Genomic DNA, 13,027 nt, shown 5'->3' with positions numbered 1-13,027 from the left:
ATTCCTTTAATTAATTGTTCTTCTTGGATGATTGATTAGAGTTCTCTTTTGCCCTGGTTTTTTTAGATTATTAAAATACAACTTTAAACTATGAATATTTTTTAATCCTAGAAGTTCTTGTACTTCTTCTGCTGGAACCTTATCTTCTAAAAGATGAATAGCCAATGAGTTTCTAAAATTCATTGTATTGAGTTCTTTCTCAAGCCCTAAATCTTGTTGACGCTTTTTAAAAATTTTCCAAAAGCCTTGACGACTTATTCCTTCACCATCATGATTTAAAAATAACTTACTTTCATCCTCAATATCAGGATATTCTTTTTTCAATTCTTCAATATAGTTTTTAATTGCATCCGTTGATTCTTTATTTAATGCAACTGTTCTATACCCTTCTTTTTTCTTATACTTCAAGTATCCTATTGTTGTATTAACATCCTTCAATTCCAAGTTAATACATTCTGTGGGTTTTATACCTATAGAGTATGATAGTTCAAAAATAGCTTTATCTCTATAATCCATCCAATTTTTTGTATCAATATCTAAAATTTTAGATATTTCTTGCCTTGTAAATATAATAAGATTATGTTGGTCATCTTTATCTACATGTACATCTATGTTTATCTTATTAGAAATTAACCTTGTATTATAAAGATATTCAATAAAAATATGTACTGTTGAAATTGTTCTTGATAATGTCGCAGATGAATAGTCTTTTTCCTTTAGATACCCTAAATATCTTGTAATTAATTCCTCATTCAGCCAAGAATATTCCTCTATTGAATATCCCATTTCAACCAAATACAGAAAGATTTTTCTCAAATCTCTATCATAAGAATTAATTGTATTCATAGAGAATTTTTTCTTGTTTTCTAAATATTCTCTAAAATCATTCAGTAACTTTTCACTCATAAAAATACCCCCTTAGTATTAAAATACTCCCTAAATATTTATCTCTATAATGATTATATCATCTATAAAACTTTATGTAAATGTATTTGTAGCATTTTGACATTCACAATTAAAAAACCTTGAACAGTTTTTTGTAATAAACAAAAATCTCTCAAAGTTTATATTTATTAACTAAATTTATTATACTAAATTCTTTTTTTCCCGAATTTATTTTGAATTCCAATTACAAAAAATAAATTGACTATCATTATTGCGACTGGAGCTAAGATGGCATTATGGAAATAATACTTAGACATTGCTGCTCCAAAAATAACACCAAATAAAAATACTAAAACTACTGTTAAATAAATTAAAAACGGATATCTGCTTTCACTTTTTTTTAGGAAAATATATTTATATAAATGTTCACTCATAGAGCGTAAATTTCCAGTACAAAATACACTAGCAAAAACAAGATTATTAACTTTTCTAAATCCATCAAATTGAATAGCGCAAACAAATGAAATGACAATTGGTCGGATATCTAAAGCAAATAATGAACCTTTAAAAAATATAAATGTTAATGCTATAATTTGAATAAATAATAGCATATAGATATGTTTGAAAATAGACAATTCTTTATACTTTGATTCTATATATTTACTAACTAATACCCCAACTATGAAAGATAATACCGGAATAAGATAATGTCGAACTTCATATAGGTCCCCGTTAATCAAACCTATCCCAACAAAAATTAAATTTCCTGTTTGTGCATTAGCAAAAATTCCCCCACAATTAACAAAAGTATATGCATCAAAAAAACCACCTACCAAGGTCAGTAGCAAACAAAACATCAATTGTTCATGTACAGGCAGATTTTTATTAATCAACGTCTCACGAATATTCATATATTTAGCCTCTCCTACATCATTACAAGTTAATCAAAAATTGTTTCCCAATTATCAGGATTTTCAGAACAAGAAAAACACATTTCTAATTGTTTTTTAGTGGTCCTCTGAACTGAAAGCTCTGGTAGATTATCTAAAGAAAAGAAATCTGCAGCCAGCGTCTCAGTATTTGCTTCAAAATCATGATTGATATATTCGCACAAAACAAAAATTTTAACCATACCAAGCGGAAAGCTGACTGGATGATGTCTATTATAATCCAACACCGCAATAATTTTTTTAGGTTTAATGATAGCTCCTGCTTCTTCTTTCGCTTCTTTTATAACATTTTCCCTCACACTTTTTAAAGCATCTTGATAGCCACCAGGAAGAGCCCATTTCCCATCTAACTGTTCCTTAACTAAAAGAATTTTATTATCCTTGATAATAGCAGCTCTAGTTTCTACCTTAGGAGTTTGATATCCTATTTCACTGGCAAAATGCTCTTTTATTTTTTCTGGAGATATATCATATTTATAAGCAAGCATTTCACAGGAAATTTCTCTAATTCTTTCCGAACGTTCTCTATCAAATTTATCTTTGCTATATGCAAGAGAGCATTGAGCTAAAAATTGCAACTCTTTTGCCCATGATTTCCAGATACCTTCCATATAAACTCTAACCACATCTTCTATTCTTCTTATAAAAATCGCATCTTTAACGTCTAGAAAATCATAATCATTACTCATTAAAAAAACATTAGCCAACTCAGGTTTAATATTATTTTTATCAGCAGTTAAATACAATACGTTATATTGAAAGGAGTCGGCCCCTTCTGAAAAAGTATAGTTAATATTATTATTACTAAATACTTTTTCTAAATCTTTTGATATTTTACATTCTAATTTTTTATCTATTAATAATTTTTGGTACATAAAACTACCTCCACGCTTATCTATATATTATAACATACTTATTTTTATTTTTTCTACTTAATTTTCTTATTAATTACTAACACTTACAAAGTTATGATTAATACAATATATTTTTTATTAATTATTTTATAAAATTATTATTAACGATTAAAAATTTTCTCAAATTTCTTGTAAGTTTTGATTATTAGTTGTATAATTATTATTGTAAGTATACGGTAAGGAGGGAATAGAATGAAATACATTATTTCTTTATTTTGGGCTTTCATTTTTTCATTTGTAACAATATTTATAATTACATCTATTTTAGGGAGTAACTCTGAAGTTAATACGCTTAGGGACTGCGCAATTTTATCTGTAATCTTTACAGTATTTGTTGCTCTACTTGATGCTATTGGTTTGGATAAAAAAAGAAGAGAAAATTAATTTATAAAAATAAAATTTATTATTAAAATAGGAATGGGACTTATGTTGCTTTCCTATTTTTTCTAAATAGGAGCACTACATATATGAATAATTTACTTGCAACTATGTGTTATATTGATAATGGTGACAGTTATCTTATGCTTAAGCGTAATAAAAAAGAAAATGATATTCATGAAGGGCTTACTATCAGTGTTGGCGGTAAGTTTGAAATTGGAGAAAGTCCCGAGGATTGCGTTATTCGAGAAGTAAAAGAAGAAACGAATCTTGATATCATTAAACCTAAACTTCGTGGCATAATCACTTTTCCAAATTTTGATGGAAATAAAGATTGGTATACATATGTATTTACAGCAAAAGAGTATACAGGTAACCTTACAAAAGATTGCAATGAAGGAGATTTAGTTTGGGTTAAAAAGAATGAAATACAAAATATAAAAACTTGGGAAGGTGATTATATATTTCTTGATTGGCTAGTACAAGATAAGCCTTTCTTTTCAGCTAAATTTAATTATAAAGATAATAAATTTATTGATTATGAAGTAACTTTTTACGACTAAAGGAGCAATATTATGAATATTGAATTAAATAAAATTTTTGAAACACACTATACTATCAAAGGTGAAAATAGTGCTAAAAGTATGGGGAGTGGGGATTTGGTAGTATTATCTACACCTAGTCTAGTAGCTTTTATGGAAAATTCTGCAAAAAATTACTTAAATAATTTTCTTAATGAGGAACTAGGTAGTGTTGGTAGTAATATTAATATAAATCATCTTGCTCCAACTCTTATCGGAAAAAGTATAATTGTCAAAGGTACAATTAAAGAAATTATCAAAGAAAAGATAATTATCTTTAGTCTTGAAGCATACGAAGGTGATAAACAAATTGCAACAGCTGATCATACACGTGTAATAATTAATAATAAGAAATTTATGAAAAAATTAATATCTAAATAAGCAAATAAAAACCTCCTAAATAGGAGGTTTTTATTTTACAATTTTACATTTAAAATTCATTAGAAAACATTAATTCTAAAAAATATTCTTTAAGTACTTTTATATAAGTACCTTTCATACCTAATGATTTTGACTCTATAATACCTGCACTTTCTAATTTTCTAAGTGCATTAACAATAACTGAGCGAGTAATTCCTACTCTATCTGCAATTTTACTTGCGATAAGTAGTCCTTCTGTCCCATCTAATTCTCTGAAAATATGTTCAATTGCTTCTTTTTCTGAATATGATAACGAATTAAGAGCCATATTCACCATATCTTTGTCTCTAGCTAGATTTTTTTCTTTATCTTGTTTTTCGTGAAGAATTTCAATTCCTACTACTGTTGACGCATATTCTGCTAACACCAAATCATCATCTTGAAAGTCATTATCCATTCTTCCTATAACAAGAGTTCCAAGGCGTTCTCCCCCGCCTCTTATTGGTAAAATTACAGTATAGGTATTCCCATCAAATCTTTCTTTCTCTTCATCTGGGAAAATAGAAAGCGGATCTTGAAATGGAATATTAACCTTCGTAGCATATACTTTTAATGTTGCATCTAAATAAGCTTTAGGCACTTTCCTCGCACGAATAATTTCTTCCATACGTTCGTTAGAATAATCTACAATAGAATCATACCCAAGAATATTACCTTCTACATCTAAAATATAGACAACAGAATCTAAAATAGGACTTAAGCGCATTGCCATTGCTTCAAAATCGACATTATCATGACGTCCTTCTTGTAAAATTGTACTTATTTTTCTTGTTTTTTGTAATAAACTCGCCATTTTTTTCTCCTTACAAAAATACTTCCTCGACCATTATACCACTATTCAAAGGAAATTGTAAGACTTTTCAACAAAATATTTTAATCAATTCTGAAATTTTCTAAAATTTCTAATGATCTTTTTGCGTATTTTTCATATTTTTCCTTTTTATCTCTAATTTTCTCTGGAAGAGGTTTTATTATACCGAAGTTTGCATTCATAGGTTGGAAGTTTTTACTAGTATTGTCTACTATATAATTTGCCATTGCTCCAATCATAGTTTCAGTTGGGAAAACTACTTCTTTTCCTTCAGTGTTGTATAATGCATTTAGTGCTGCTACAATTCCAGAAGCTGCACTTTCAACATAGCCTTCAACGCCTGTCATTTGCCCTGCAAAATAAATATTTTCCTTATCTTTTAGACGATATGTTTTTTCTAACAATTGAGGAGAATTTAGATATGTATTTCTGTGCATAACTCCATAACGAACAATACTAGCATTTTCTAAACCTGGAATCATATTAATAATTCGTTTTTGTTCACCCCATTTTAAATGTGTTTGGAATCCAACTATATTATATAGTGTTCCCTCACTATTATCTTGGCGAAGTTGCACTACAGCATAAGGGCGTTTATCAGTTTTTGGATCTTCTAGACCTACTGGTTTCATCGGTCCAAATAATAAAGTTTTTTCACCACGTTTAGCCATTTCTTCAAAAGGCATACAACCTTCAAAATAAATTTCTTTTTCAAATTCTTTTAACGGAGCTGCTTCTGCTATAATTAATTCATTATAAAATGCAAAAAATTCATCTTTTGTCATCGGACAATTTAGGTACGCAGCTTCGCCTTTGTCGTAACGCGATTTTAGATATACTTTATTCATATCTATAGAATCTTTTTCAATAATTGGGGCTGCCGCATCATAAAAATACAATCCATCCTGTTTTGTATATTCCTTAATGTTTTCACTCAGTGAATCAGATGTTAAAGGTCCTGTAGCAACAATAACAGGATTTTCTCCTTTAGGAATTTCTGACAACTCTTCTTCTATAACATTGATATTTGGATGGTTTTTAATAGTATTTGTAATCATTTCTGAAAACTTATCTCTATCAACCGCTAACGCTCCTCCTGCAGGAACTTGCGTAGCATCTGCACATTTCATGATTAAAGAATCAAGCATTCTCATTTCTTCTTTCAATAAACCTACAGCATTCGTAATATTATTAGCTCTTAATGAGTTTGAACATACTAACTCAGCAAAATTTTGCGTTTTATGTGCTGGGGTCATCTTTTTCGGACGCATTTCATAAAGATTTACTTTAATTCCACGCTTAGCAAGTTGCCATGCTGCTTCGCTTCCAGCAAGACCGGCTCCAATTATAATTATTTTCTTTTCCATTAACTATCTCTCTTTCTATTTTATAATAAATCCGAAAAATCTTCTTTTTCTTCTTTTTTCTCTTTGTTTTCTTTTATATCTTGTGTAATTATACGACCATTTTTATCAAAAAGATATGTCTCAATACTTGCTAATGTTTCATCAATAAGCTCTGAATAATCATCACGTGATTCATAAGCGACGATTTTTTCTAATCTCGGTTTTGTTTTTGGAGCTTTTGGCGTAAAAATTGTACAGCAATCTTCAAATGGAAGATTAGAAATTTCTAATGTGTCTATTTCTTTTGCAATTTTTATAATATCTACTTTGTCCATAGTCAACAGTGGTCGTAATATAGGTATATTTGTTACATTATTTATGCAATTCATAGACTCCAATGTTTGGCTAGCTACTTGTCCCAGTGATTCTCCAGTTGCAATAGCCAAACATCCCTCTTTTTTTGCTACTTCTTCAGCGATACGAAGCATAAATCTTCTTGTAGAAGTCATTGTATAATTTGATGGGATGCGTTTTACTATTTCAGTTTGTAACTTCGTAAAATTAACAACGTGTAATTTTATTTTCCCTACAACTTCACTAAGTTTAATAGTTAAGTCAAATATCTTTTGCATTGCTTCAGCTGATGTAAACGGTGGAGATTGAAAATGAATCATTTCTAATTCTACACCTTTAACTTGTAACATATGCGCTGCAACAGGTGAGTCTATTCCTCCTGATAAAAGAAGCAGTGCTTTTGATGAGGTGTTGACAGGAAAACCTCCAATACCTTTTACAAAGTCTGTAAAAATAAAAATTCCTTCACTACGAACTTCTATATTAATTATAAAATCTGGTTGTTTTACATTAACTTTTAAGTTTTTATAATTAACAAGAACATGGCTACCAAAAACATTGTTCATCTCGTTAGTATTATACTCAAAATTTTTATTAGCGCGTTTAGTTTGAATCTTAAACGTATATTCTTTATCTAATTTTGTTTTTAATAGATTATCAACTACTTTCTTCGCTTCTTCTATAACCAGTGGTGCACGTAATACTGGAGAAAAATTGTGAATCCCTGGAACATGTTTTAAACGACTCATTATTTCTTCTACATCATCATTATTATCTAAATGGATATACATTCTATCACGTTTTGTTTGAACATGAAATCCTTTTAATCCTTGAAGATTGTAACGAATATTTTTTGTAAGCTTTTTTAAAAATTCATTTCTATTTCCAGACTTCAGAGTAAGTTCTCCATATCTGACTATTATATGACTATATTCCACTTTCAATTACCTCTTTAAATTTTTTATAATATTCATCTTTAAATACTTCGATAAATTTTTTAACTTCTTCTAGTTTTGTCTCATATGAGAAACTAACTCGAATACTTCCTTCAATATTTTCTCTTGATAAACCACGAGCGTATAAAGCTTCATTCAAATGAAAAGTTCTTGACGAACAAGCACTCGTCGTTGAAACCATAATTCCACGTTCATTTAATGCATTGATAATGGCTTCTCCTTTTATTTTCGGAAGACTAATGTTAATTATTGAATCTACAAAATCATTTTGTAACGGAGAATTAATTATTACGTGCTCTATTGCGCTTAATTCATCAACAATTAATTTCTTATATTCATAATGTTTTTCTTTAACATCATTTACTTTCTCTTGAGTTAGTCTCAATGCTTTAGCAAGACTTACTGCTCCAGGAACATTTACAGTACCACTTCGAAGACCGTTTTCTTGCCCTCCTCCAAAAGTAATATTGTGCGTCGTTCTTCGTGATTTTAAATATAATGCTCCTACACCTTTCAAGCCGTGAAACTTATGTGCAGAAATAGAATAACTATCAATCATAGTTAAATCAATTTTTTCTTTCAGTACCCCTTGAACTCCATCAACATGAAAATGAATTTTCGGATATTCTTTTAGTATCTCTACAATTCCTTCAATAGGTTGAATTGCTCCAAAAATATTATTAACATGCATTACACTAACTAGAATAGTTTCTTTTGTTAACAATGATTTTAAATGTTCTAAGTCAATAAATCCATTTTCATCAACATTAACATAGTCTAAAATAAAACCACGATGTTCTAATTCTCTAAACGTCTCTAATACTGAAGGATGTTCTATCCTCGAAACTATAATTCTATTTCCAAAATCTTTTTTATGTTCAACACTTCCTAAAAGAGCTATATTATTACTTTCAGTTGCACAAGATGTGAAATATATTGTATCACTTTCCACACCTAATATATCTGCAACTTGCGTTCTAGCTGCATTAAGAAGTTTATTCACTGTTTTTCCATATTTATTAATACTAGCGGGATTCCCATAATAACTATTATTAACCTCAACAAAAGTTTTCAAAACTTCATCATAAGGTTTTGTAGTCGCACAATTATCTAAGTATATCATTTTTGACACCTTTCAATTACATATTTGTTGTTAACAAATCACTATAAAAGTATATAACAAATAGCTAGTTTTATCAATTGAAATCAATTTAATTTCAATTTTCTTTAATTAGTAAAATTGTATATATCTGGTTAACTTATGTCTATTTTTAATCAATAAATATAAAAACAGCTAAAAATAAATTACTTCCATTTATTTTTAGCTATTTCTTTATTCTCCATTAACTACATCTTTTAAAATCTGATCCCATTTTGGAAGATTTCTATCAATACGAACAGCTCGGTCGCTATCAGTCCCTAAAATATTATGTGATGAAGTTGCAAGTGCTACAACAACACCATCAACAGATAATTCATAAGAAAAAATAGTTTTTATTCCATTATGTTTTTCTATCCACGTCTTAATAAACATATCTTGATTCTCAAATCTGATGTTATTTTTGATAGAATATTTAACCTCTATATCAGAATAATATAGATTATAGTTAATTAGAGAATCTACATCTATCCCCAAACTATTTAGATAGTACTTTTTGGCTAAATTAAGCCAATCGTAAATATACTTATTATCTAAAAAGCCTGCTGAGTTAAAAAATTTTTTTTCTAATTTGAATTTTATAGTTTTTTCGTACATATTACTTCTCCTTTGCTATTATATCAGAAATAGCTTGCATTAAGATAGCTGTAATTTCGTCATGACTTTTTCCTTCTTCTTTCAAACTAGTGGCATCTATTTCATCACCTACAACTATTTTAATTTCTGAAAATAATCTAAAATTTTTACTTGGAATTATTGCAAACGGAATGATTTTCGTTTTAGCTCTTGTTGCAATAAAAGATGCACCGTTATGTAATTGACCTAGATCTAACTCTTTTGAATGGGAACGTGTACCCTCAGGGAAAACACCAACTACTTCTCCTTCTTTTAATAACTTAATACTAGAATTAATAGCTGCTCTATCGAAAGTTCCACGTTTAATAGGAATTGCTCCAGTTGCTTTTAATGATTGCTTTATGAATGGAATTTTAAATAATTCTTCTTTTGCAATAAATTGGATTTTTTTATCAAAAAATGCTGGAAACAATAATGGATCATGATTGCTCAAGTGATTTCCTGAAATAACAACACCTTTTGCATTCTCTATTTTTTCGCCATTAATTACTGTTACTTTATAAAAAATTTTATAAAACAATAATAACAACGTTTTTACAAAGTTATACATTCTTTTCTCCTTATCCTTCTGCCTTCTTAATTAATTCTGTCATCTTTTCTACTACTTCAGTTATAGTTAAATTAGTTGTATCTATCAACACTGCATCATCTACTTTTACAAGTGGTGCTATATCACGTTTTTCATCTTGATAGTCACGCGCCGCTATATCTGCTTTAACCTTATCGAAATCAATATCAACTACCCCTTGTCGTTCAAAATCTAAAACACGACGTCTCGCTCTTTCTTCAACGGATGCTGTCAAGAAAATTTTTACATCCGCGTTAGGTAGCACTACCGATGCTATATCTCGACCATCCATTATTATATTATTACTCATTGCAAGGTTTCTTTGAGTGTCAATTAAAAATTCGCGAACCGCAGGTGATTTAGCAAATAGTGACGTAAATTTTGACACTTCTGCAGTTCGAATTTTTTCACTAACATCTTCATCATTGACAAAAACATATTGAACCCTATCTATAAACTTCACTTCAAACTTTACTTTGCTCAATAGTAACTCTATTTTTTTTTCATCTAATTCTGTTAAATTATTTTTCAAAAAATCATATGTTAATCCACGATACATCGCACCTGTATCAACATAATTATATCCTAAATCTTTTGCTACCATTTTAGTTATTGTGCTTTTACCTGAACCAGCTGGTCCATCTACGGCTACTGATATGTATTTCATTATTTACCTCTCAGTCAAATTTTTTCATGATTAATTATAGCATAAACTCATACTAAACACTAGCTTTTAAAGAGAAAAATTCCATTTATAGTAACTTGAACTATACTCTTAGATTTGTTTTTTAACATCATAGTATAACATTAATTAAATTGTATAAAATCAAATATTTATTTTAATTTAAGTCCTAATAGTTTATCACGTAAGGCATTATTTTCCAAACTTTCCTGCTTCATATATTTTTTCATATCAACACGACTCGCCTTATCTTTTTTATTATTTTTTATACGTTTATCTACTTCTTTTTGTTTTAATGAATTTCCGCATACACATCTATAAGTAGAGTTTTCTCCACTTCCGAATAAAGTCATCTTCTTATGACAATTATCACAGCGAAGATTTGTCAAACGACTTATTACTTTTCTATTTCTACAAGTAGGAGATGAACATTTTAACATCTTTGTTCCTTTTTTATCTACCTCAAGCATATAGCTTCCACACTCTTCACACTTTTTTCCGCTAATATTATCATGTTTAAACTTATCCTGACTATCTTTTATTTCTAAAATACATTCCCTCGTATAATCCTTAATATCTTTTAAAAACTTATCTTTTGATAGTTTGTTTTTAGCAATATTATCTAATTGTTTTTCCCACGTTGCAGTAAGCGAAGGGCTTTTTAGATTTTTCGGTACTAAGTTTAACAGTTGCTTAGCTTTGTTTGTTGTTTTTATCCTACCGTTATCTAAAACCAAATAATCATTAGTAAATAATTTTTCTAGAATATCTGCACGAGTCGCTACTGTTCCGATACCATTAGTTTGTTTTAGAATTTTTCTTTCATTATCATCATCTACAAACTCAAAAGGATTTTCCATCGCATAAATTAAACTACCTTCTGTGTAATAACTCGGTGGCGTTGTTTGTTTTTTATTATACTGCAAACTATCCAAGCTAAATTCTTTAGTAGAAAAACTAATTTTTTTATCCTCAATCTCGCTTCTACTTAACTCTTTAAAACCAAGTTGAATTACTTTTGTACTTTTAGCGGTAAAGACTTTATTATCTAATTTAAAACTATAACTTGTCTCTTCATATTTATAATCAGGTAGAAGGTTTTCAAGGAATCTTGTTACTACTAAATTATAAATCTTAAGCTCTGTATCAGATAAAGACATATAATTTGGCTTTTGCTCCGTTGGAATAATTGCATGATGATCACTAACTTTAGAATTATTTATAATTCTCTTCGTGTTAAAATCTTTTTCACGTAGCAGTTTAGCAGTTATTTCCTTATAATCACCACCAATAGCTCGTAAGCGATCAGCTAAAGTATTTTTCATATCAGTTGTCAAATATCTACTATCAGTACGAGGATATGTCAGTACTTTATGAGATTCGTATAAACGTTGAATAATATTAAGTGTCTGTTTTGGAGACAATCCAAATAATGCACTTGCTGCTTGCTGGATATCAGTTAAATTATATAGTGGTTTCGGGATAGAAGTTTTAATCTTAACCTCTACCTTATCAAAATTAATAGTTTTACTTTTATTATCACTAACAAACTTTTCAGCATTAGTAAAATTATACTCACTTTCTCCACAGTTAAATCTAATACCATCAACTACTGCTTCAAAAGTATAATACTCACGCGGTTTAAAATTCTTAATTTTTTCTTCACGTTCAAACACCATCTGCAATGTTGGAGTTTGAACACGACCACAATTTAATGATGCATTATACTTCAATGTTAACGCTCTTGAAGCATTAATTCCAACTAGCCAGTCAGCGTTAGCTCGGGCAACACCAGAGTAATAAAGTCCAAGATAATCATCACCAGCTTTAAGATTTTTGAATCCATCTTTTATAGCTTTATCTGTAACAGAAGAAATCCATAAACGCTTAACTTTCTTTTTGCAATTTGCTTTTTCAAGAATATAACGTGCAACAAGTTCTCCCTCACGTCCAGCATCTGTTGCTATAATAACTTCATTAACATCTTTTCTATTAACTGCAGTTTCTATTATTTTATATTGTTTAAAAGTTTTCTTTATAATCTCTGTTTTCATATACTTTGGAATCATTGGCAAATTTTCTAAACTTACATTGCTGAACTCCTTATATTTATCAGGAGTTTGCAGCGTTACCAAATGCCCTAATGCCCAAGTAACGATGTACTTATCTCCTTCTAGACAACCATTCTTGTTATTTTTTGCACCAAGATTTCTCGCTATATCACGAGCAACAGATGGTTTTTCACACAATACTACACTTTTCATTATTATTCCTCACAAAATTTTGATAATTCAATTAAAATATTCATATTTTAGTATTTTTTATATTTTCTCTATGTATATTTATTATAATGGAAATTTATTTAAATATCCAGTAGCCACCTGATT

Annotated in this window: 14 protein-coding genes; 3 read left to right on the top strand and 11 right to left on the bottom strand. The window is 29.1% G+C overall.

Annotated features, from left to right (window positions below; all coding sequences use genetic code 11):
• Positions 1-6: 6 nt before the first annotated feature.
• From DQN46_RS04065 to DQN46_RS04055, 3 genes are all read right to left on the bottom strand, one after another.
• Entirely contained in the window at positions 7-906 is a 900-nt protein-coding gene (locus tag DQN46_RS04065; protein WP_111743108.1) for a tyrosine-type recombinase/integrase, read from the bottom strand.
• Between the two features lie 185 nt (positions 907-1,091).
• Positions 1,092-1,796, bottom strand: a complete 705-nt coding sequence (locus tag DQN46_RS04060) for a YoaK family protein (protein ID WP_111743107.1) — start codon at positions 1,794-1,796, stop codon at positions 1,092-1,094.
• Between the two features lie 29 nt (positions 1,797-1,825).
• Positions 1,826-2,710: an NUDIX hydrolase N-terminal domain-containing protein gene (locus DQN46_RS04055; RefSeq protein ID WP_197712533.1), complete on the bottom strand. Its 885-nt coding sequence runs from the start codon at positions 2,708-2,710 to the stop codon at positions 1,826-1,828.
• Between the two features lie 231 nt (positions 2,711-2,941).
• On the opposite strand from DQN46_RS04055, the gene DQN46_RS04050 reads away from it, so the two are divergent.
• The 3 genes from DQN46_RS04050 to DQN46_RS04040 all read left to right on the top strand — a co-directional run bounded on the left by DQN46_RS04050 (position 2,942) and on the right by DQN46_RS04040 (position 4,089).
• Positions 2,942-3,133 carry a DUF2929 family protein gene (locus DQN46_RS04050; protein ID WP_004632096.1) on the top strand — a complete coding sequence of 64 codons (192 nt, stop codon included), beginning with the start codon at positions 2,942-2,944 and terminating at the stop codon, positions 3,131-3,133.
• An 83-nt stretch (positions 3,134-3,216) separates the two neighbouring features.
• Complete coding sequence (locus DQN46_RS04045; RefSeq protein ID WP_111743106.1) at positions 3,217-3,690, top strand: NUDIX hydrolase; 474 nt, start codon at positions 3,217-3,219, stop codon at positions 3,688-3,690.
• A gap of 12 nt (positions 3,691-3,702) precedes the next feature.
• Positions 3,703-4,089, top strand: coding sequence for a thioesterase family protein (locus DQN46_RS04040; RefSeq protein ID WP_111743105.1), 387 nt, complete (start codon positions 3,703-3,705; stop codon positions 4,087-4,089).
• A gap of 49 nt (positions 4,090-4,138) precedes the next feature.
• Here DQN46_RS04040 and codY read toward each other — a convergent pair whose 3' ends face one another.
• The 8 genes from codY to DQN46_RS04000 all read right to left on the bottom strand — a co-directional run bounded on the left by codY (position 4,139) and on the right by DQN46_RS04000 (position 12,904).
• The gene (gene codY, locus DQN46_RS04035) at positions 4,139-4,921 is read right to left on the bottom strand and encodes a GTP-sensing pleiotropic transcriptional regulator CodY (protein WP_004632101.1); all 783 of its coding nucleotides are present in this window, start codon (positions 4,919-4,921) and stop codon (positions 4,139-4,141) included.
• An 80-nt stretch (positions 4,922-5,001) separates the two neighbouring features.
• Positions 5,002-6,306: an FADH(2)-oxidizing methylenetetrahydrofolate--tRNA-(uracil(54)-C(5))-methyltransferase TrmFO gene (gene trmFO / locus DQN46_RS04030; RefSeq protein WP_111743104.1), complete on the bottom strand. Its 1,305-nt coding sequence runs from the start codon at positions 6,304-6,306 to the stop codon at positions 5,002-5,004.
• A 20-nt stretch (positions 6,307-6,326) separates the two neighbouring features.
• Complete coding sequence (gene thiI / locus DQN46_RS04025) at positions 6,327-7,577, bottom strand: tRNA uracil 4-sulfurtransferase ThiI (RefSeq protein ID WP_111743103.1); 1,251 nt, start codon at positions 7,575-7,577, stop codon at positions 6,327-6,329.
• Complete coding sequence (locus DQN46_RS04020) at positions 7,567-8,718, bottom strand: cysteine desulfurase family protein (RefSeq protein ID WP_111743102.1); 1,152 nt, start codon at positions 8,716-8,718, stop codon at positions 7,567-7,569. The genes thiI and DQN46_RS04020 overlap by 11 nt, the downstream gene beginning before the upstream one ends.
• A gap of 210 nt (positions 8,719-8,928) precedes the next feature.
• Positions 8,929-9,351, bottom strand: coding sequence for an acyl-CoA thioesterase family protein (locus DQN46_RS04015; RefSeq protein ID WP_111743101.1), 423 nt, complete (start codon positions 9,349-9,351; stop codon positions 8,929-8,931).
• Position 9,352: 1 nt separating this feature from the next.
• Positions 9,353-9,940: a lysophospholipid acyltransferase family protein gene (locus tag DQN46_RS04010; protein WP_111743100.1), complete on the bottom strand. Its 588-nt coding sequence runs from the start codon at positions 9,938-9,940 to the stop codon at positions 9,353-9,355.
• A 10-nt stretch (positions 9,941-9,950) separates the two neighbouring features.
• Positions 9,951-10,625, bottom strand: a complete 675-nt coding sequence (gene cmk, locus DQN46_RS04005; protein ID WP_111743099.1) for a (d)CMP kinase — start codon at positions 10,623-10,625, stop codon at positions 9,951-9,953.
• 167 nt (positions 10,626-10,792) lie between these two features.
• Positions 10,793-12,904 carry a DNA topoisomerase III gene (locus tag DQN46_RS04000; protein ID WP_111743098.1) on the bottom strand — a complete coding sequence of 704 codons (2,112 nt, stop codon included), beginning with the start codon at positions 12,902-12,904 and terminating at the stop codon, positions 10,793-10,795.
• Positions 12,905-13,027: the final 123 nt, after the last annotated feature.

The organism is Gemella morbillorum, from assembly GCF_900476045.1.
In the GTDB taxonomy this organism is placed as follows: Bacteria; Bacillota; Bacilli; order Staphylococcales; family Gemellaceae; genus Gemella; species Gemella morbillorum.
The sequence above is the reverse complement of the archived record's forward strand: the minus strand, read 5'-3'. Positions and strand labels throughout refer to the sequence as shown.